Raw genomic sequence first — 20,878 nt, forward strand, 5'->3', positions numbered from 1 at the left:
TGCATGTGGCCTTGTGTCCCGTCGCCGACAGATGCCTTTCCCCCCAAACATTCCTCTGCTATCCGGGTGCTCATGAAGGAGACCGGAATGGTGAAGACTGCGGCAGACTGCACGACGATGGCGGAAATCCGGGAAAACATCGATCGGGTCGACCAAGCCCTGATGGCGCTTTTCGAGGAACGCTGGAGCTTCATCCGCCGTGCTGCGCAGATCAAGGCGGGCCTTGGCATTCCCGCCGATGTCCCGGCGCGCGTGAAGGAAGTGCGCGACAATGCCAACCGCAACGCGCAGGCCCATGGCCTCGACGGCGATTTCTACGAGGAGATCTGGGCGCAGCTCATCGAGCACGCCATCGCCTATGAGAAGACGCAGCTCGGCGAGGGCTGAAGTGCCGCGGGTCAGCGCTGGTTGCGCTTGCCCAGATGGTCTTCCCATTCCAGCGCGGTCCGCACGATGAAGGGCAGGTCGTCATATTGCGGCGTCCAGCCGAGCTCCTTCATCGCGACCGAAGGATTGGCGACGATCAGAACCGCGTCGCCCGGGCGGCGGCCGGCGATGCGGACCGGAAAATCCTTGCCGGAGACGGCTTTCACCTGCTCCAGCACCTCCAGCACGGAGAAGCCGCGCCCGTAGCCGCAATTGGCGACGATCGAGCCGCCGCCGGCGCGCATGCGCTGCAGGGCCTTCAGATGCGCATTGGCAAGATCGGAGACGTGGATATAGTCGCGGATGCAGGTGCCGTCGGGGGTCGGGTAGTCCGTACCGTAGACATCCATGCCGTTGCGCTTGCCGAGTGCGGCTTCGCTCGCCACCTTGATGAGATGCGTCGCGCCCGCCGTCGACTGGCCGGTGCGGCCACGCGGATCGGCGCCGGCCACGTTGAAGTAGCGCAGCGCCGTATAGGTGAAGTCATGGGCGGCGGCGGTGTCGCGCAGCATGATCTCCGTCATCAGCTTGGAGGAGCCGTAGGGCGATTCCGGGCGCAGGGCCGCACTTTCAAGCACGGGTTCGGTGCCATCGGGCGTGCCATAGACGGCGGCCGTGGACGAAAAGACGAAATAGGGCACCTTCGCCGCCACGGCGGCGGCGATCAAGGCGCGTGACTTGACGGTGTTGTTCTCGTAGTAGGAGAGCGGATCGGCGACCGATTCCGGCACGATGATCGAGCCGGCGAAGTGGATGATGGCGTCGATACTGTTTTCGGCGAAGATCGTGGCAAGCAGCGCAGCATCGGCGATATCGCCCTCGTAGAACCGCGCCTCGGGCGCCACCGCCCAGCGGAAGCCCGTGGACAGGCGGTCCAGCACCACGACGTCTTCCCCGGCATCCACCAGCGCCCAGACCATATGGCTGCCGATATAGCCCGCGCCCCCTGTGACAAGAACCGCCATGGAAAATCTCCGAATCGCCTGAATTTCAGGCATATCACTCTGCCTGCCCGGAAGACGCAACCGCTTATTGTGCGGTGCCGGCACACCAATATGAGGGATGCAGCATGTCCGATCGCTTCATCGTGCTGTCCGGCTGCTCCGGCGGCGGAAAATCGACCCTGCTCGACGAATTGCGCCGACGCGGCCATGCCACGGTCGAGGAGCCCGGCCGCCGGATCGTGCAGGCGGAACTGGCGGCGGGCGGCAGCGCCCTGCCGTGGCGCGACATGGCCGCCTTTGCCCGCCGTGCCATCGATCTCGCGCTGGCGGACCGGGCCCGCATGCAGGACCATCCCGGCCTCGTCTTCTTCGACCGCGGGCTCATCGATGCGGCCTGCGCGCTGGCGGCCCATGGCGGCGAGCGGGTTCTGGACAGCCTGGCCGCCGCCCACCGCTATCATCGCAAGGTGTTCCTCACGCCGCCATGGCCGGAAATCTATGCCGGGGATGCGGAACGCCGGCACGGCTTCGATGCCGCGCTGGCGGACCGGGCCCGCATGCAGGACCATCCCGGCCTCGTCTTCTTCGACCGCGGGCTCATCGATGCGGCCTGCGCGCTGGCGGCCCATGGCGGCGAGCGGGTTCTGGACAGCCTGGCCGCCGCCCACCGCTATCATCGCAAGGTGTTCCTCACGCCGCCATGGCCGGAAATCTATGCCGGGGATGCGGAACGCCGGCACGGCTTCGATGCCGCGCTGGAGGAATATGCGCAGCTGGAGCAGGCCTATCCGCGCCTCGGATACGAAACGGTCGTGCTGCCGAAGGTTTCGGTGGAGGCGCGGGCGGATTTCGTGCTTGCCCGGCTGTGAGAGCCGTCAGCGTGCCGCGATGTACCGTGCCAGCCGGTCGGCCGCTTCGAGGATGTCTTTGGGGTCGCGCAGGAAGCAGGCGCGCATGAACAATTCGCCGCCCGGCCCGAAGGCAGTGCCCGGGGCGAGGCCGACATTGGTGCGGTCGACGATATCGAGGGCGGCACGCCGCGAATCCGTGACGCCGTCGATCTTCAGGAAGGCATAGAGCGCCCCGTCGGGCTTCAGCGTTTCCACCCGGTTGGTCGCGATCAGCGCGTCGCAGAAGACGTCGCGGTTCTTCGCCGCCTTGTCGATATTGGCCTGCACGAAGGCATCGCCCTCGTCGAGCGCGGTAATGGCGCCCTGCTGCAGGAATTGCGGCACGCCCGAGGTGGAATACTGGACGAGGTTCTCGATGACCTGGCCCATTTCCGGCGGCGCGACGATCCAGCCGACGCGCCAGCCGGTCATCGACCAGTTCTTCGAGAAGGAGTTGACGAAGATGACGCGGTCGCCCTCTTCCATCACGTCGAGGAAGGACGGCGCGCGGCCGCCGGCATAGTGGTAGAGCGCGTAGATCTCGTCGGCCATGATCCACAGGCCATGGCGGCGGGCCATCGCAAGCAGGTCCGAAAGGTCCTCGCGCGTCGCGGTCCAGCCGGTCGGATTGGATGGCGTATTGATGAAGAGCACGCGGGTCTTCGGCGTGATGGCGGCCTCCACGCGGGCCAGATCGATCTGCCAGCGGCCGTTTGCGAAATCGAGCGGCACCGCGATAGGATTGGCGCCGGAAAGCTCGGCCGCCGCCGCGAAGTTCGGCCAGGCCGGCGTGAGATAGACCATGTCGTCGCCGGGAGAGACCAGCGCTTCGATGGCGAGCTTGATGGCCTGCATGCCGGAGCCGACGACATAGAAGTGCTCGGCCGGCAGCGAGATGCCGAAGCGCCGGGCATAGTAGCGCGACAGCGCTGCCCTGAGCTCGGGAATGCCGCGCTGCCAGGTGTAGAAGGTCTCGCCGCGCATCAGGGCATCGGAGGCCGCGCGGGCAATGAAATCCGGCGTCGGCAGGTCCCCTTCGCCCACCCAGAGCGGGATCAGCCCCTCGCGGCCGCGCGCATAATTCACGACTTCGACGATGCCGCTCTCCGGCGCACGAAGCGAACGGGGGCTGAGGCTTTCGGCGATGGTCATGCAAATCTCTCCGGAAAATCGCGACAAGACGTGCCCGTCGGGCGGGGTCACCAAGCTCTAACCGGTTTTGCAGGACCATTCACGCGCGTTTCTTTGACACATGCATCGAATTCGGTGATGGGACGACGCGCGGGGCAGGGTCCATCCGCCATGACAGCAGACATGAAAAAAGCGAGGGTGGCCCCTCGCTTCCTCATCCCGGCCGGGCCGGGGAAGTGCTTCGCGCAGTGCCAGTACATCCGTGGTCACGGCGTTGCGAAACACGACTTTCGTGTCTGACGGCAGGTCTATCGGCTCGCTGTAACAGCGGTATGACAGGGTCCGGTCCGTCGGTGATATGAAGTCTGTGCCTATATGGTTAACAAAAGGTTAAAATTCCAGGCCGTGAAAAAATTCGTCTTTCGGGGCGATGGAAGTGGACACGCCAAACGTCTTCCTCGTGGTCTCAGTGCGAGCTGTGGGTGATTACCCCCGATGTCGTCGTCTTTCGATTGACAAGCCGGGGCACGCTCCACGACAGTGGCGGCAGCGAGACGGGCAGCGGTAGGAGGACTTGATGTCTATGCGCGCAATCTTCGGTTTCTCGGCACTTCTTTTCTCCGCCGTAGCGTCACCACTCATCCCGGCCCATGCCGCGGAAACACGCACCGTCGTGACGACGGAAAACAGCGATTACTTCGGCTTCGACCTGCGCACCGTGCAGGATGTGACGCTGGACCAGTGCAAGACGGCTTGCGTCGACGACCTGTCCTGCCGCGCCTTCACCTACAATCCCAAGGTGAAGTGGTGCTTCATGAAGAGCGATTTCAATCAGCTCAACCACTTCCAGGGCGCCATTGCCGGCAAGATCGTCAAGGCCGACGATGCCGCCGATATCGGCGCGCCGCCGGCCCTTGCCTTCATCAGCGAATATATGGCGGCCGATGCCCGCGCGTTCCGCGACAATCTCGCGCTCGCAAGCGGGCAGGAAGGGCAGGGTGCCGAAAGCCTGGCCTCGCTCGGCCGCATCGAGACCGCGTCGAGCCGTTTCGACGAGGCGCTGGCCGCCTATAAGGGCGCGCTGTCGCTTGCCCCCGATGATTTCTTCCTGTGGATCGAAACCGCCGAATCCATGGGCCGCGCCAACAACAACAGCTACCTCGCGGGGCAGGGCGCACTTGCGGCGATCAACGCCTACCAGCTCTCGCGCACGACGGAGACGCGCGCCCGGGCGCTCGCCGTGCTCGCCGATACGCTCGACAAGTCCGGCAGCTACCGCGCCGGCATCAACGCCTACAAGGCGAGCCTCGACCTGAAGGACGACGTGGCGATCCGCTCGGCCTATCTCGGCCTGCGCGCGCGCCAGGGCTTCCGCGTGGTCAACCACACGATCGATTCCGACAGCGCGACACCGCGCGCCTGCGTCGAGTTCTCCGAACCGCTGGTCAAGTCCGGCGCGGACTATGCCTCCTTCGTCACGCTCGACGGCGCGGCACCCAAGGCCGTCGAAGCCAAGGACCGGCAGATCTGCATCGAGGGCCTCACGCACGGCCAGCGCTACAAGATCGCGTTCCGCCCGGGCCTGCCGTCCGCCGTGGACGAGCCGCTGGCCGCGGCCGTCGATCTCGACATCTACGTGCAGGACCGCGCCGCCATGGTGCGCTTCACCGGCGACGGCTTCGTGCTGCCGGGCAGCGTGCGCCGCGGCATTCCGATCGTTTCGGTCAACACCGACAGCGCCGACCTGAAGCTCTACCGCGTCGGTGACCGCGCCATTGCCGGCCTGCTCGCCGAAAGCCGCTTCCTGACCCAGCTCGACGGCTATTCCGCCAGCAATATCGAGAGCCAGAGCGGCGAACTCGTCTGGCAGGGCAAGATCGATATCTCGCCGGAGCTCAACAAGGACGTCGTCACCAGCTTCCCGGTCGACGAGGCGCTGCCAAAGCGCAAGCCGGGCGTCTACGTGCTGACCGCCGCGGCCTCCAACGGCCGCAGCAACGAATGGGATGCGAAGGCCACCCAGTGGTTCGTCATTTCCGATGTCGGCCTGACGACCTATGCCGGCACCGACGGCCTCAACGTCTTCGCCCGCTCGCTCGACAGTGCAGGCCCGCTGGAAGGCGTCGAACTGCAACTGATCGCCAAGAACAACGAGATCCTCGGCACCGCAACCACGGACAGTAACGGTCGCGCCACCTTCACCGCCGGCCTGATGCGCGGCACGGCGGCCAACACGCCGGCCGTCATCTTCGCCAGGAAGGGTGAGGACGACTTCGTGTTCCTCGACATGACGCGCGCCGGCTTCGACCTGTCGGACCGTGGTGTGACCGGCCGCCCCGCTCCGGGCGCCATCGACGTGCTGGCCTGGACAGAGCGCGGCATCTATCGTGCCGGCGAGACGGTGCACGCCTCCGCGCTTGCCCGCGATATCGAGGCGAATGCCGTCGAGAAACTGCCGCTGACCTTCGTCTTCAGCCGTCCGGACGGGGTGGAAGACCGCCGCATGGTCTCCGACGGCGCGGCTCTCGGTGGCCATGCCATCGATCTGGCGCTCCAGGCCAACAGCATGCGCGGCACCTGGACCATGCAGGTCTTCACCGACCCCAAGGGCACGGCCATTGCCGAAAAGCAGTTCCTCGTCGACGACTTCGTGCCCGACCGTATCGAGTTCGACATGACGAGCGAGGCCAAGGAAATCGAGGCCGGCGTCGCCGCGCCCGTCTCCGTCGAAGGCCGTTACCTCTATGGCGCGCCCGGCGCGGGCCTGGAAATCGAGGGCGATGTCGCGCTGAAGCCGACCCGCGAGGACCCGGCCTATCCCGGCTATGTCTTCGGCCTTGCGGATGAAGAGGCGATCGAGGAAAGCCGCATTCCGCTCGAAGGGCTCGGCGTGCTCGACGAGGCGGGCAAGACGACGTTCGACGTGCTCGTCAACGACCTGCCCTCGACCACCCAGCGCCTTGAAGCCCTCGTGACGCTGCGCATGAACGAAGCCGGCGGCCGCGCCGTCGAGCGCAGCCTCAGCCTGCCGGTCAAGGCGTCCGGCCCGATGATCGGCGTGAAGCCGGAATTCCAGGGCGAGCTTTCGGAAAACAGCGTCGCGAACTTCACCGTCGTGGCGGTGACGCCGGATGGCGCCCGCGAAGCGATGCAGGGCCTGCCCTGGAAGCTGCTGTCCGTCGAACGGGATTACCAGTGGTACCGCGATGGCAGCTCGTGGCGCTACGAGCCCGTTCTGTCGACGAAGCAGATCGCCAACGGCACGCTCGATGTCGCTGCCGACGGCGGCAAGATTTCCGTGCCGGTCACCTGGGGCCGCTATCGCCTGGAAGTCGAAAGCCCCGAGCCGGATGGCCCGGCAACGAGCGTGGAATTCGATGCCGGCTGGTATGTCGCCGCCACGTCGACGGAAACGCCCGATGCGCTGGAAATCTCGCTCGACAAGGAAAATTATGCGGTCGGCGACACGGCCAAGCTGAAAGTCTCGCCGCGCCATGCCGGCCAGCTTCTCATCACCGTGGGGGCCGAAAGCCTGATTTCCACCCAGACCGCGGAAATCGGCGCCGAGGGCGGCGAGGTGGACATCCCCGTCACCGAGGCGTGGGGGGCCGGCTCCTACATCACCGCAACGCTCTTCCGTCCGGGCTCCGACCAGGAAAGCCGCATGCCGATGCGCGCCATCGGCGTCACCTGGCTGAAGGTCGATCCGGCGGATCGCAAGCTCGACGTCTCGCTCGACGTGCCGGAAAAGACGCTGCCGCGCCAGCCGCTCGACATTTCGCTGAAGGTCGCCGGTGCCGGTGCGGATGAAGAGGCCTATGTCACGGTCGCAGCCGTCGATGTCGGAATCCTCAACCTTACGCGCTACGAAGCGCCCGATCCGGCCGGCTGGTATTTCGGCCAGCGCCGCCTTGGCATGGAAATCCGCGACCTCTATGGCCGCCTGATCGACGGTTCGCTCGGCGCCACCGGCCGCCTGCGCACCGGCGGCGACGGCGGCGAGGGCGCCCTTCAGGGCAACCCGCCGACGGAAAAGCTCGTGGCCTTCTTCGCAGGCCCCGTAAAGCTCGCTGCCGACGGTAACGTCAAGGTCAGCTTCGACATTCCGCAGTTCAACGGCACGGCCCGCATCATGGCCGTCGCCTGGACGAAGACCGGTGTCGGCAGCGCGTCCAAGGACGTCGTCATCCGCGATCCGATCGTGGTGACGGCGAGTCTGCCGAAGTTCCTCGCACCCGGAGACCGTTCCGACCTGAGGCTCGATATCGTCAACACCGATGCGCCGGCCGGCGACTACAAGGTCGCGATCACGCACAACGCCTCCGTCATGGTCGAGCAGACCGGTGCGGGCCAGACGTTGACGCTGGAACCCGGCGCCAAGTCCGCGCTCACCCTGCCGCTCATTGGCGGCGAGATCGGTGATGGCCTCGTCACCGTGACGCTCACCGACGGCAACGGCCTGTCGCTCGAGCAGGCGCTGAACGTGCCCGTGCGCCCGGCGGCCATGCCGATTACCACGCGCCGGCCGATCGAGATCGCCGCCAATGGCAGCCTGACCATCGACGACCAGTTGCTGGCCGACAGCCAGCTCGGCGGCGCCTCGGTCAGCCTCAGCGTGTCGCGGGCCGCCGCCTTCGACATTCCTGCCCTGCTGATGTCGCTCGATCGCTACCCCTATGGTTGCACGGAGCAGACGACGAGCCGCGCGCTGCCGCTGCTCTATCTGAGCGAACTGTCCAAGCAGTCCGGCCTGCCGGAGGATACCGAAACGCAGAAGCGCGTGCAGGAAGCGATCTACCGCGTGCTCGCCAACCAGTCCTCCTCGGGCAGCTTCGGCCTGTGGTCGCCGGGCTATGGCGACCTGTGGCTCGATGCCTTCGTCACCGACTTCCTGACGCGGGCCCGCGAACAGAAGTTCGACGTGCCGGAACAGGCCATGCTGCAGGCGCTTTCCAACCTGCAGAACGCGCTGTCCTATGACGTCAACGTGTCCAACCAGGGCAGCGAGATCGCCTATGCGCTCTATGTGCTCGCCCGCAACCGCAAGGCCGCGATCAGCGACCTGCGCTACTACGCCGATACGAAGCTGTCCGAGTTCACCTCGCCGCTCGCCCGTGCGCAGCTTGCCGGCGCGCTCGGCCTCTACGGCGATGCGCAGCGGTCCATGGCGCTCTTTTCCAATGCGCTCGGCCTGTCCCGCGACAGCATCATGAATGCCAGCCTCTCACGCAGCGACTACGGTTCGTCGCTGCGTGACGGCGCGGCAATCCTGGCGCTGGCCGCCGAAGCCCGGCCGGTGCCGACGATCATTCCCGAACTGGTCAAGCAGGTCGGCACGCAGTGGGAAAACAAGCGCTGGACCAGCACGCAGGAGCAGACCTGGATGCTGCTTGCCGCGCGCTCCGTGAAGGACGCCGACAAGAACCTGAAGCTCGAAATCAACGGCGCCGAACACGCCGGCGGCTATGCCGCGCAGATGACGGGCAAGTCCCTGCTGGAAAATCCGCTGACCATCGCCAACCGCACCGGCGAGCCGGTCTCGGCCATGCTGACGACGGTGGCGGCCCCGGCCGATCCGCTGCCGGCAGGCGGCGACGGCTTCGCCATCGAGCGCACCTACTACACGCTCGACGGCGAGGAGGCCAACATCACGGAGGCCCGGCAGAACGAACGCTACGTCGTCGTGCTGAAGGTGACGGAGCACAACGACTGGGCCTCGCGCATCATCGTCACGGACCTGCTGCCGGCCGGTTTCGAGATCGACAATCCGAGCCTGGTCGACAGTGCGAAGCTCGCCAATTTCGACTGGCTCGGCGAGACCGAGACGGCGCATACGGAGTTCCGCTACGACCGCTTCGTCGCGGCCTTCAACCGCAGCGAGGGCAACAACCGCGACGTGACGGTCGCCTATGTCGTGCGCGCCGTGACACCCGGCACCTATGACCTGCCGGCCGCACAGGTGGAGGACATGTATCGTCCGCAATACTCTGCCCGCACCGCGACCGGCCGCATGCAGGTCGTCAAGGCCGAGTAGGAGAGGGCGGGCCGATGGCGCTCTGGCGCAAGCTCCTGATCGGCTCCCTCGGCGGGGCGGCGGCAATCGCCGCCCTCGCCGCGGGGCTGGATTATGCGGACCGTGCCTATCCGCCACCGGTCGATGTCGCCGGCATCGTGTCGAAGGAGGTGCTCGACCGGGACGGCCGCCTGCTGCGCGCCTTCGCCACGCCCGAGGGGCATTGGCGGCTGAAGACCACGGCCGCCGATGTCGATCCGCAGTTCCTGCGCATGCTCGTCGCCTATGAGGACCGGCGGTTCGCCGCGCATTCCGGCGTCGATCCGCTGGCCCTGCTGCGCGCGGCCGGGCAGTTCCTCACCAATGGCCGCATCGTCTCGGGCGCCTCCACGCTTTCCATGCAGGTCGCGCGCCTGATCGAGCCGCGCGAGAACCGCTCGCTGCTCGCCAAGCTGCGCCAGATGGCGCGCGCCATCCAGATCGAGCGGCGGCTGTCCAAGGCCGAGATCCTCGATCTCTACCTGACGCTCGCACCCTATGGCGGCAATCTGGAGGGCGTGCGCGCGGCAAGCCTCGCCTGGTTCGGTAAGGAGCCGAAGCGCCTGTCCGTCGCCGAAGCCGCGCTGCTCGTCGCCCTGCCGCAATTACCGGAGAAGCGCCGCCCCGACCGGCATCGCGCCGCGGCCGAAGCGGCACGCGCCCGCGTGCTGGATCGCATGGCGGTGTCCGAGGTGATCGGCGAGGGCGAGGCGGAGCGCGCAGGCGGCGAGGCCGTGCCGGATCGCCGACGCCAGCTTCCCGCCTTCGCCGCGCACCTGTCGGAGCTTGCCTTGCGCAAGGAGCCGAAGGCGACCGAGCACCGCACGACGCTCGATCGCACCGTGCAGGACGGCCTGGAGACCGTCGCGCGCGAGGCGGCCGAACGCCTCGGGCCGAAAGTCTCCATCGCCATGGTCATGGCCGATGCCCGCACCGGAGAAATCCTCGGCGAGGTGGGCTCGGCGGATTACTTCGACGGCAGCCGCGCCGGCTGGATCGACATGACGCGCATCCGCCGCTCGCCGGGCTCCGCACTCAAGCCCTTCATCTACGGCCTTGCCTTCGAAGAGGGGCTCGTCGCGCAGGAAACCATCGTGGAGGACCGCCCCTCCGATTTTTCCGGCTATCGCCCGCGCAATTTCGACATGACCTACCAGGGCGACGTCAGCGTGCGCAAGGCGCTGCAGATGTCGCTCAATGTGCCGGCCGTCCGCCTGCTCGAGGCCGTCGGTCCGACGCGCATGATGGTGCGTTTCCGGCGCGCCGAGGTGCGGCCGGTCCTGCCGCCGGGCGAGACGCCGGGCCTTGCCATCGGCCTGGGCGGCCTCGGCATCACGCTGCGTGATCTCACGCAGCTCTACGCGGCGCTCGCCAACCGCGGCATGCCCGTGCAGCTCGGCGACGGCATTACCGGCGAGGCCGCGGTGATCAACGGCGATCCGCTGCTCGATCCCGTGGCCGTCTGGCAGGTCTCGGATGTGCTTTCGGCCGTCACGCCGCCCGCCGGCAGCCGCCGTCTCGGCATCGCCTACAAGACCGGCACGAGCTATGGCTACCGCGACGCCTGGTCCGTCGGCTATGATGGCCGCCATGTGCTCGGTGTCTGGGTCGGCCGGGCCGACAACGGCGCGGTGCCCGGCCTGACCGGCTATGGCGCTGCGGCGCCCATCCTCTTCGAGGCCTTTTCCCGCTCGGGCCTTGCCATCACGCCCCTGCCGCGCGCGCCCTCCGGCGCGGTGCGCATCGCGCAGTCCGAGCTTCCCGCAAGCCTGCGCCGTTTCTCGACCACGGCAAACGGCCTCGTCGCGACCGTGGCGCGCGAGCCGGCCCCGCAAATCGTCTATCCGCCGGAAGGCGCGCATGTCGAGCTCGGCGCCACGACGGGTGCCGACATCGCCCCGCTCGTGCTGAAGCTCCAAGGCGGCCGTGCGCCCTTCCGCTGGCTCGCCAACGGCAAGGTCCTCCCAGATGCCGCCCGCCGCCGCACGACGCAATGGATGCCCGAAGGCGCCGGCTTCTCGACCCTGACAGTCATAGACGCCGCCGGCCGCGCGGCGAGCGTGCGGGTGTTCATCGAGTGATGATGTGGATCGCCTAATCTCGCCGGCGTGCGTTCAGATATCGCCCACGGTCGAATGCCGTCGTGAACGGCACTGTCGGCAACGTTCGAGCAACCAGCATTTTTGGAAGAAAAATGGTGCTGCTAGAGAGATTTGAACTCTCGGCCTCTCCCTTACCAAGGGAGTGCTCTACCCCTGAGCTATAGCAGCATCCGGCGAAACGAGATCTGTTTCGCGTGAGCGAGGGCCTATTGCCATAGGTGGTTCGGCAGTGCAAGCGGCGAAATGGCGATTGTCGCAACAAAACTGTTGGCGGCCACGCTTTTTTCGTCTGCCGGAATTCGTTATGAGAGACGCCATGAGCGGTACCGACGAGACGAAAGACAGGAAGACCAGGACGGAAGCGGAGATTCGCGCCGAGCGGCTGGCAAGGACGCTGCGCGACAACCTCCAGCGCCGCAAGCAGCAGGCGCGCGCCCGGCGCGCGGGGGCGGCCGACGAGACGATGGGGCTTCCGGCTGCGCCCTCTGCCGCAAAAAAAGACGAATCGGACGGTTAGTCGAGCCTGTCTTCAGCAGAAGGCGACGGGGGTGATTTTTCAAACCGGGGCACGCCTGAGGCGGGCGACCGGGACGGGCTTCATTTTTCTTTTGCGATGCTCTAAAGAGGCCGCCATCTCCGAACGCCGATATTCTTCGAGAAAGGCGGGCCCGGCCCGTAATCGCACATGGATCGTATCAGGATTGTAGGCGGCAACGAACTCAAGGGTATCATCCCGATTTCGGGTGCCAAGAACGCAGCACTGCCGCTGATGATCGCGTCGCTCCTCACCGACGACACGCTGACCCTGGAAAACGTGCCGCATCTGGCCGATGTCGAACAGCTCATCCGCATTCTCGGCAACCACGGCGCCGACATAACCGTCAACGGCCGCCGCGAGCGCCAGGGCGAGGGCTACTCCCGCACCGTCACCTTCACCTCGCGCAACATCGTCGACACGACGGCGCCCTATGAGCTGGTCTCGAAGATGCGCGCCTCCTTCTGGGTCATCGGCCCGCTCCTGGCGCGTGAAGGCAAGGCCCGCGTCTCGCTGCCCGGCGGCTGCGCCATCGGTACGCGTCCGGTTGACCTCTTCATCGAGGCCCTTGCGGCGCTCGGCGCCAAGCTGGAGATCGATGGCGGTTATATCGAAGCAACCGCCCCGGCTGGCGGGCTCATCGGCGCGCGCTACACCTTCCCGAAGGTTTCCGTCGGCGCGACGCATGTCCTCATGATGGCGGCGACGCTTGCCCGCGGCACCACGGTCATCGGCAACGCCGCGCGCGAACCGGAAGTGCAGGACCTCGCCAAGTGCCTCAACGCCATGGGCGCGAAGATCACGGGCGCGGGCACCTCGACCATCACCATCGAAGGCGTCAACCAGCTCTCCGGCGCGCGCCACCGTGTCCTGCCCGACCGCATCGAGACCGGCACCTACGCCATGGCTGTCGCCATGACGGGCGGCGACGTTGTGCTGGAAGGCACGGATGCGTCCCTGCTCGAAACGGCCCTTGAGGCAATCCGACGCTCCGGCGCGGAGATCACCGCCACGGAAAGCGGCATCCGCGTGGTGCGCATCGGCGGCGGCATCAAGCCGGTCGATGTCGTGACCGATCCTTTCCCGGGCTTCCCCACCGACCTGCAGGCGCAGTTCATGGGCCTGATGACCAAGTCGAACGGCATTTCGCACATCACCGAGACGATCTTCGAAAACCGCTTCATGCATGTGCAGGAACTGGCCCGCCTGGGCGCGAAGATCTCGCTTTCCGGCCAGACCGCCAAGATCGAAGGCGTCGAGCGCCTGCGCGGTGCGCCGGTCATGGCGACAGACCTGCGTGCCTCCGTGTCGCTGGTCATCGCGGGGCTCGCCGCCGAAGGCGAGACCATGGTCTCGCGCGTCTACCATCTCGATCGCGGTTTCGAACGCCTGGAAGAGAAGCTCACCCGGTGCGGCGCCATCGTCGAACGCGTCAGCGACTGACGGAGCGGCAGCGACAGGATTGAACATGCAGACGAGGGGCGGGGCGTTTTTGTGAACGCTCCGCCCCTTGCCGTTGCAGTCGGCCGCGCGCCGTCCTATTTCGTGATCGACTATTCGAGATGCCGCACAGCCCGGCGCAAAGGACCCGACCATGGACAGCCTGAAACTGCTTGCCCTCGACACGGAAGATCTCGCCGTCGTGTCTGCCCACCTGCAGGACGCGGTCTTCAAGACCGACGGCCTCGCCTATGACGCCCGCCGTCACGTCTTTTCCGTCGTCGTCAACCGTTTCGTGTGGGAAAAGGCGGGCGGGCGCGGGAAGAGTTTCGAGCGCCGCCGGGCGGCCATCGCCTTCAAGCGCGTCAATGCCGTGCGTTCGATCGGCATCGACCGGAAGGACAAGGACGCGGTTCTTTCGCTGCTTGCCGTCAACTTCACGCCGAACGGCGAAGGGCCGGATGGAACGCTCGAACTCGTGCTTTCCGGCAGCGCCTCCATCGCGCTCGATGTGGAATGCGTCGAAGTTCAGCTTGCAGATACGGGCGGAGCATGGGAAACCAGCTTGAAACCCCGCCATCCAGCGGTTTGAGAGCATGAGCCGGCCTTTCAGCCGGAGACGACAGGGACGGACGACTTGGCGATCAGACTTGACTACCAGAGCAGTGATTTCGAAAGCCGGTTCGCTGCCTTCCTGACCACCAAGCGCGAGGTCTCCGAGGACGTCAACGCCACCGTGCGCGCGATCATCGATGACGTGCGCGCGCGCGGCGACAAGGCGCTCGCCGACTATTCCCGGAAATTCGACGGCCTCGATTTCGCGACGACCTCCATGCGCGTCTCGCTCGAGGAAATCGACGCGGCCTTCGACGCGGTCGATCCGAAGATCATCGCCGCGCTGGAGCTTGCCGCGCAGCGCATCGAAAAGCACCATGCCCGCCAGAAGCCGAAGGACGACCTCTACGAGGACGATATCGGCGTGGGTCTCGGCTCGCGCTGGACGGCGATCGACGCCGTCGGCCTCTACGTTCCCGGCGGCACGGCGAGCTATCCGAGCTCCGTGCTGATGAATGCGGTGCCGGCCAAGGTGGCCGGCGTGCCGCGCGTCGTCATGGTCGTCCCGGCCAAGGAAGGCGCGATCAACCCGGCCGTTCTCGCCGCCGCGCGCATTGCGGGCGTCGACGAGATCTACCGCATCGGCGGCGCGCAGGCCGTGGCGGCGCTTGCCTATGGCACCGAGACCATCGCGCCCGTCGCCAAGATCACCGGTCCCGGCAATGCCTTCGTCGCCGCCGCCAAGCGCCAGGTCTTCGGCACCGTCGGCATCGACATGATCGCGGGCCCCTCGGAGGTGCTCGTGATCGCCGACGGCAACAATGACCCGGATTGGCTGGCCGCCGACCTGCTCGCCCAGGCGGAGCACGATGCCGGCGCCCAGTCCATCCTCGTTACCGACAGCGCCGCCCTGGCGGATGCCGTCGAGGCGGCTGTCGAGCGGCAGCTGAAGACGCTGGAGCGCGCCGAGACCGCTGCCGCGAGCTGGCGTGATTTCGGCGCGGTCATTCTCGTTCCGGACCTGAAGAAGAGCATTCCGCTCGCCAACCGCATCGCCGCCGAGCATCTGGAGATCGCGACGGCCGATCCGGACGCGCTGATGGCGGAAATCCGCAATGCCGGCGCCATCTTCGTCGGCCGCCACACGCCGGAAGTCATCGGCGATTATGTCGGCGGCTCCAACCACGTCCTGCCGACGGCCCGCTCCGCCCGCTTCTCTTCGGGCCTCTCGGTGCTCGATTACATGAAGCGCACCTCGATCCTGCGGCTCGGCGCTGAGCAGCTGCGCGCGCTCGGCCCTGCCGCCATCACGCTTGCCGAAGCCGAAGGGCTCGGCGCCCATGCCCGCTCCGTCGCCATCCGGCTCAACCTGGAAGGCTAGGCCATGGCCGCGACGGGCAACTTCCGCCTCTGCGATGTGGTTCTGGACGAGACGATCGGCCGCGCCACGCCTGATGTGGAGCACGAACGCGCCGTTGCCATCTTCGATCTCATCGAGGAAAATTCCTTCGAACCCGTCGGCCATGCCGGCGGGCCCTATCGCCTCCATCTGTCGCTGGTCGATTCCAAGCTCGTCTTCGCCATCCGCACGGAAGGCGGCGAACCGGTCGCAACGCATATCCTCTCGCTCACGCCCTTCCGCCGCATCGTGAAGGACTATTTCATGATCTGCGAGAGCTACTACCAGGCGATCCGCTCCGCCACGCCGAGCCAGATCGAGGCGATCGACATGGGCCGGCGCGGCATCCACAACGAGGGTTCCCAGACGTTGATGGACCGTCTCTCGGGCAAGATCAAATTCGACTTCGATACCGCCCGCCGCCTGTTCACGCTCGTCTGCGTTCTCTACTGGCGCGGGTGAGCGGATGGAGGGCGTTTCCCCGGCACCCGATATCGATGCGCCGCGAACGCCCCGTTCGATCCTCTTCATGTGCCGCATGAACGCCGTGCGCTCCCCGATGGCCGAGGTGCTGGCGCGCGACATGCTGCCCGGTATCTACGTCGCCTCGGCCGGCGTGCGCCCCGGCGAGCGCGATCCCTTCGTCGATGCGGTGCTGGGCGAGGTCGACCTGTCGCTCGGCCGCCATGCGCCGCGGTCGCTGGAAGACCTGGAGGACGACTATTTCGACCTCATCGTCACGCTCGCGCCGGAAGCCCACCACGCCGCGCTCGAGCTCACCCGCTCCATGGCCGTCGACGTCATGTACTGGCCGACGCCCGATCCGACGGTCGCAACCGGCACGCGCGACCAGATTCTCGCCGCCTATCGCGAGGTTCGGGAGTTCCTGAAGGCGCTGATTGCGAAGCGGTTGAAGGGGCCCGGCTGAGCGGCCGGGGGCATGGATAAGACCAAATGCAGAAAGCCGCTGCTTCGGTGTTCACAAAGCATCGGGGATTGTGTAGTTTCCGGCAACTTTTCCGAGGCGGACCATAAAGCCTGCCCCGAATCTACCTTCCCGAATCTATCTTCAAGGAATATCGCTCAAACATGGCAAAAGAAGAAGTCCTCGAATTCCCCGGCGTCGTGACGGAACTGCTTCCGAACGCGACCTTCCGCGTCAAGCTCGAAAACGAGCACGAGATCATCGCGCACACCGCGGGCCGCATGCGCAAGAACCGCATCCGCGTTCTGGCCGGCGACAAGGTGCTGGTCGAGATGACGCCCTACGACCTCACCAAGGGTCGCATCACCTACCGTTTCAAGTAAGTCCTCTTGCAAGCCGAGGGGGCCGCGCCCCCGCCCGGCCGATGGCCGACGCGCGAATAGCGGCGCACCCCGGAGCCTCCCGGAGCCCTCATGGCGCAGACCGAAAAGCTCATCCTCGCCTCCGGCTCGCCGCGCCGCGTCGAACTTCTCGCGCAGGCGGGCATCGAGGCCGCGCGCCTGATGCCGATGGATATCGACGAGACGCCGAAGCGCTCCGAGCATCCGCGTTCGCTCGCCCGCCGGCTGTCGACCGGCAAGGCGCAGGCAGCCCTTGCCGCCATCAAGGGCGATCCCGCCTATGCGGGCAGCTACATCCTGGCGGCCGATACGGTCGTTTCTGTCGGCCGGCGCATCCTGCCGAAGACGGAGATGGTCGACGAGGCGTCGAGCGCGCTGCACCTGCTCTCCGGCCGCAGCCACCGCGTCTTCACCGGCGTGTGCCTCATCACGCCCGATCGCACCGTGCGCCAGAAGGTCATCGACACGAAGGTGCGCTTCAAGCGCCTGTCGACCACCGATATCGAGAACTATCTCGCCTCGGGCCAGTGGCGCGGCAAGGCGGGCGGCTATGCCATCCAGGGCATTGCCGGCAGCTTCGTCGTCAAGCTGGTCGGCTCCTACACGAATGTCGTCGGCCTGCCGCTCTATGAGACGCTGACGCTGCTGTCGGGCGAAGGCTTCGACGTGCATGCCGGCTGGGCGGATGCCTGACATGGCGGGCGAGAACGAGAAAGCCGCGTCCAATGTCGCGCCGCTGCGCAAGGCCGTGCCCTGTCCGATCTGCCGCCGTCCCTCCGCCCGCGAGCACTACCCGTTCTGTTCCGACCGTTGCCGCGATGTGGATCTCAACCGCTGGCTCTCCGGCTCCTATGCCATCCCCGTCGCGGATGACGAAGCCAAGGCCGACGACGAGGATATGTGACGGCCGTCGCGAGCGAAAAGCGCAATCTTTTCCACAGCTTGAAATGCGTCTCAAATTTCCCGCAAAAAACCGGCCTTGGGGCTGGACACATTTTTGCAAGATGCTATAACCCCGCTCGCTCCCGGGGCGAAACCAAGCGCCCCAAGGATTTCCAACGGAAATCCACCCGGATGCCCGGATAGCTCAGTTGGTAGAGCAGCGGATTGAAAATCCGCGTGTCGGTGGTTCAAATCCGCCTCCGGGCACCACTTCTATCCCTCTTCATAGTCTTCAAAAAGCGTCTTGAGTCTGATTGAAATACACTCGCCGTGTGTTTCGGCCGTGAAAGCGATTGGCTGCGGCTGTAACGTATTTGAGACGATGCCTTTGTTTTGGCAGTGAAAGAGCGCGCCCACCCAACCGCCATACTGCTTCTTTTCCTTTCGAGATCATCTGATGTCCGATGTTGCCCTGAATGTGTTGCCGGTTTTTGCGCTGATCCTGCTGGGGTGGGTTCTGGTGCGGGCGGGGTATCTGCGGGAGGAGTTGGGCGAGGGGCTGGGGGAGTTTGTCTTTCGCGTCACGGTGCCGGTCCTGTTGTTTCGCACCATTGCGGAAGCGGATTTTGCGGGCGGGGCGCCGTGGCGGATCTGGGTGGCCTATTTTGCTGGCGTGGCGGTTACATGGGCGATCGCGCATCTCGTCGCGACGCTCGGCTTCAGGCGGGACCGGCGGATCGGCGTTCTCGCGGGCGTTTCGGCGGCCTTCGCCAACACCGTGTTCATCGGGCTGCCGCTGGTCTCGCGGGTGGTGGGGGAAGACGGGCTGGTGGCGATCTCCGTGCTGTTGTCCGTGCATCTGCCGACCATGATGATCGCCGGCACTGTCCTGATGGAGCGGGCGGAGCGCAAGGAAGGGGTGCGGGAGCCGCAAAGCCTCTCCGAGCTGTTGCTCGGCATCGTCAGGAACCTCGTGCGCAATCCGCTGGTGATCGGCCTTTTCGCCGGCGCGCTGTTCCACACGGGCGGCGTGCCGCTCGTGGGGCCGGTGAAGGTGATGGTGGACCAGGTCGCCGGCATGGCGGCGCCTGCCGCGCTCATGTCGATCGGCATGGCGCTCGTCCGGTACAAGGTCGCCGGCAATGCGCGCATCGCGCTCGCCATGACCGCCTTGAAGCTCCTTCTGCTGCCTGGCTGCGTCTACGTCGCCTGCCGGCTGCTCGGCCTCACGCCGGAATGGACGGCGGCCATGGTGCTGACCGCGTCCGTGCCGACCGGCGTCAATGCCTGGCTGCTCGCCAATCATTTCGGCGTCGGCCATGCGCTCGCCTCCTCGACCATAACGATGACGACGGCGCTCGGCGTCTTCACCGTGTCGTTCTGGGCGTGGCTCCTGGCCTGAGGATCAACGGCTGTCGCCGGAAATGAAAAACCCGGCGCGAAGGCCGGGTTTTCGAAGTCTCTGCCCGCGGCTGCCGTTACTGGGCGGCCGGCTGTTCGGTGGTCGTGCCCTCGGTCGTGCCGCCTTCGGCGGGTGCCGCACCCTCGGTCGCCGTACCGTTGTTGCCTTCGGCCGGCGTCGTGGTGGCGCCTTCGGTGGTCGTGGCCGCACCGTCCTGCGTTGCGGCAGCGCCGCCCTGGGTCGTGGCGGCTGCGCCATCGGCCGGAGCAGCACCTTCGGTCGTCGCTGCGCCATCCGTTGCGGCGGCGCCGGCATCCGCACCCTCGGCGGACGGCGTGGGCAGCGGAACCGGGTTGTCGGAGAGCGTGCGCAGATAGGCGATGAGGTTGGCGCGCTCGTCGTCCTTCTTCAGGCCGGCGAAGCCCATGGCGGTGCCCGGGACATGCTTCTTCGGCGCTTCGAGGAAGTAGTTCAGGTGATCATAGTCCCAGACGACCTTGTGGCCTTCGGAGAAGGTGGTCATGCCTGCGGAATAGCTGAAGCCTTCATGCGAAGCGATCGGGCGGTTGACGACATCCCAGAGACCGGGTCCGACCTTGTTCGGGCCGCCCTTCTCGGAGGTGTGACAGCTCGCACACTTCTTGAAAACGGTTTCGCCGGCAGTGGCATCGGCGCTGGCCAGCAGGGTTGCGATCGGAACGGCCGCAGCGGCTTCGCCGCCACCGGCTTCCGCACCGCCGGTTTCCTCGGCGACTATCGTGAAACCTTCCTTCTCGGGCGCGCCCGAATGGAAGATGCCTTCAGAAGCGATCGACACGGACATCAGTACGAATACGGTGCCGAGCAGGGCACCCACGCCCATGTTCACATAAGAGTTCATCCAAACGCTCCCCTAGCAACCGGCGGACGTGACACCGGCCAGTCTTGAAATCGCGCGGAACCTATGTCTTTTGCTGCTTCGTTGCAACAGTGATTGTAGCCCCCGCACTGAGACTTTTTGACACTTTTCCCGGGGGTTTTGAAGGGCCTGAGATGAATCCCGCCAATTTTGACAAGAGCCTCGTGCTCATTCCGGCGCGCATGGCCTCCACGCGGCTTCCGGGCAAGCCGTTGGCCGATATCGCGGGCCTGCCGATGATCGTCCAGGTGGCGCGGCGCGCGGCCGCGGCCGATGTCGGGCGTGTGGTGGTCGCGGTGGATCATCAGGACGTTTTCGACGCGGTCGTCGCGGCGGGTTTCGAGGCCGTCATGACGCGCGGCGATCACCAGTCCGGCTCCGACCGTATATACGAGGCGCTGACGGTGTGCGATCCGCAGCGCCACGCCGAGATCGTCATCAATGTGCAGGGCGACCTGCCGACCATCGACCCGGATACGATCCGCGCCGCGTTGCGCCCGCTCGAAAACGCTGCCACCGATATCGCGACGCTGACGACGGAAATCCGTGACGAGCATGAGAAGACCAATCCGAATGTCGTGAAGGTCGTGGGTTCGCCGATCGGCGAGAGCCGCCTGCGCGCGCTCTACTTCACCAGGGCGACGGCGCCGCACGGGGCGGGCCCGCTCTTCCACCATATCGGCCTCTATGCCTACCGCCGCAAGGCGCTCGAAACCTTCGTGGCGCTCAAGCCCTCGACGCTGGAAAAGCGGGAATCGCTGGAGCAGCTGCGGGCGCTGGAAGCCGGCATGCGCATCGATGTGGAGATCGTTGACACCGTTCCGCTCGGTGTCGATACTCCCGCCGACCTCGAAAAGGCCCGTGCCATGCTCGCGGCCCACCCCATCTGATACGGA

General features: G+C 66.1%; 18 protein-coding genes and 2 tRNA genes. 16 read left to right on the forward strand and 4 right to left on the reverse strand.

Annotated features, from left to right (window positions below; genetic code table 11):
• Positions 1-87 precede the first annotated feature (87 nt).
• Complete coding sequence (locus tag K6301_RS01090) at positions 88-387, forward strand: chorismate mutase family protein (RefSeq protein WP_247218741.1); 300 nt, start codon at positions 88-90, stop codon at positions 385-387.
• 11 nt (positions 388-398) lie between these two features.
• On the opposite strand, the gene galE is transcribed toward K6301_RS01090, so the two are convergent.
• Positions 399-1,391, reverse strand: coding sequence for a UDP-glucose 4-epimerase GalE (galE, locus tag K6301_RS01095; protein WP_241947348.1), 993 nt, complete (start codon positions 1,389-1,391; stop codon positions 399-401).
• Between the two features lie 104 nt (positions 1,392-1,495).
• Between galE and K6301_RS24995 the strand changes: the two genes are divergently transcribed.
• Positions 1,496-2,239, forward strand: a complete 744-nt coding sequence (locus K6301_RS24995) for an AAA family ATPase (RefSeq protein ID WP_281505873.1) — start codon at positions 1,496-1,498, stop codon at positions 2,237-2,239.
• Between the two features lie 6 nt (positions 2,240-2,245).
• Here K6301_RS24995 and K6301_RS01110 read toward each other — a convergent pair whose 3' ends face one another.
• The gene (locus K6301_RS01110) at positions 2,246-3,412 is read right to left on the reverse strand and encodes a pyridoxal phosphate-dependent aminotransferase (protein WP_247218743.1); all 1,167 of its coding nucleotides are present in this window, start codon (positions 3,410-3,412) and stop codon (positions 2,246-2,248) included.
• A gap of 556 nt (positions 3,413-3,968) precedes the next feature.
• Between K6301_RS01110 and K6301_RS01115 the strand changes: the two genes are divergently transcribed.
• Together K6301_RS01115 and pbpC are read left to right on the forward strand one after the other, a co-directional pair.
• Positions 3,969-9,425: an alpha-2-macroglobulin family protein gene (locus K6301_RS01115; protein ID WP_425475361.1), complete on the forward strand. Its 5,457-nt coding sequence runs from the start codon at positions 3,969-3,971 to the stop codon at positions 9,423-9,425.
• A 14-nt stretch (positions 9,426-9,439) separates the two neighbouring features.
• The gene (pbpC, locus tag K6301_RS01120; protein ID WP_247218745.1) at positions 9,440-11,524 is read left to right on the forward strand and encodes a penicillin-binding protein 1C; all 2,085 of its coding nucleotides are present in this window, start codon (positions 9,440-9,442) and stop codon (positions 11,522-11,524) included.
• Positions 11,525-11,638: 114 nt separating this feature from the next.
• Here pbpC and K6301_RS01125 read toward each other — a convergent pair.
• A tRNA-Thr gene (locus tag K6301_RS01125) sits at positions 11,639-11,713 on the reverse strand.
• 148 nt (positions 11,714-11,861) lie between these two features.
• Here K6301_RS01125 and K6301_RS01130 point away from each other — a divergent pair.
• The 11 genes from K6301_RS01130 (at position 11,862) to K6301_RS01180 (ending at position 19,084) form a co-directional block, all read left to right on the forward strand.
• Complete coding sequence (locus tag K6301_RS01130; protein WP_343298937.1) at positions 11,862-12,062, forward strand: hypothetical protein; 201 nt, start codon at positions 11,862-11,864, stop codon at positions 12,060-12,062.
• 168 nt (positions 12,063-12,230) lie between these two features.
• Complete coding sequence (murA, locus tag K6301_RS01135; protein ID WP_247218749.1) at positions 12,231-13,523, forward strand: UDP-N-acetylglucosamine 1-carboxyvinyltransferase; 1,293 nt, start codon at positions 12,231-12,233, stop codon at positions 13,521-13,523.
• A 151-nt stretch (positions 13,524-13,674) separates the two neighbouring features.
• Positions 13,675-14,112, forward strand: a complete 438-nt coding sequence (locus K6301_RS01140) for a DUF2948 family protein (protein ID WP_247218751.1) — start codon at positions 13,675-13,677, stop codon at positions 14,110-14,112.
• A gap of 45 nt (positions 14,113-14,157) precedes the next feature.
• Positions 14,158-15,456 carry a histidinol dehydrogenase gene (gene hisD / locus K6301_RS01145; protein ID WP_247218754.1) on the forward strand — a complete coding sequence of 433 codons (1,299 nt, stop codon included), beginning with the start codon at positions 14,158-14,160 and terminating at the stop codon, positions 15,454-15,456.
• Between the two features lie 3 nt (positions 15,457-15,459).
• Complete coding sequence (locus tag K6301_RS01150) at positions 15,460-15,936, forward strand: UPF0262 family protein (RefSeq protein ID WP_134650873.1); 477 nt, start codon at positions 15,460-15,462, stop codon at positions 15,934-15,936.
• A gap of 4 nt (positions 15,937-15,940) precedes the next feature.
• Entirely contained in the window at positions 15,941-16,402 is a 462-nt protein-coding gene (locus K6301_RS01155) for an arsenate-mycothiol transferase ArsC (RefSeq protein WP_134650874.1), read from the forward strand.
• Positions 16,403-16,563: 161 nt separating this feature from the next.
• Positions 16,564-16,782: a translation initiation factor IF-1 gene (gene infA / locus K6301_RS01160; RefSeq protein ID WP_004435948.1), complete on the forward strand. Its 219-nt coding sequence runs from the start codon at positions 16,564-16,566 to the stop codon at positions 16,780-16,782.
• 90 nt (positions 16,783-16,872) lie between these two features.
• On the forward strand, positions 16,873-17,493 hold the full coding sequence (locus tag K6301_RS01165; RefSeq protein ID WP_247218755.1) for a Maf-like protein: 621 nt from the start codon (positions 16,873-16,875) through the stop codon (positions 17,491-17,493).
• Position 17,494: 1 nt separating this feature from the next.
• Complete coding sequence (yacG, locus tag K6301_RS01170) at positions 17,495-17,704, forward strand: DNA gyrase inhibitor YacG (protein ID WP_247218757.1); 210 nt, start codon at positions 17,495-17,497, stop codon at positions 17,702-17,704.
• 172 nt (positions 17,705-17,876) lie between these two features.
• Positions 17,877-17,952, forward strand: a tRNA-Phe gene (locus K6301_RS01175).
• 187 nt (positions 17,953-18,139) lie between these two features.
• The gene (locus K6301_RS01180; RefSeq protein ID WP_247218759.1) at positions 18,140-19,084 is read left to right on the forward strand and encodes an AEC family transporter; all 945 of its coding nucleotides are present in this window, start codon (positions 18,140-18,142) and stop codon (positions 19,082-19,084) included.
• A gap of 76 nt (positions 19,085-19,160) precedes the next feature.
• On the opposite strand, the gene K6301_RS01185 is transcribed toward K6301_RS01180, so the two are convergent.
• Positions 19,161-19,964, reverse strand: a complete 804-nt coding sequence (locus K6301_RS01185) for a c-type cytochrome (protein WP_247218761.1) — start codon at positions 19,962-19,964, stop codon at positions 19,161-19,163.
• Positions 19,965-20,116: 152 nt separating this feature from the next.
• Here K6301_RS01185 and K6301_RS01190 point away from each other — a divergent pair, with 152 nt between their 5' ends.
• Entirely contained in the window at positions 20,117-20,872 is a 756-nt protein-coding gene (locus K6301_RS01190) for a 3-deoxy-manno-octulosonate cytidylyltransferase (RefSeq protein WP_247218763.1), read from the forward strand.
• Positions 20,873-20,878 lie beyond the last annotated feature (6 nt).

It is taken from the genome of Shinella oryzae (assembly GCF_023038235.1).
Taxonomy (GTDB): domain Bacteria; phylum Pseudomonadota; class Alphaproteobacteria; order Rhizobiales; family Rhizobiaceae; genus Shinella; species Shinella sumterensis.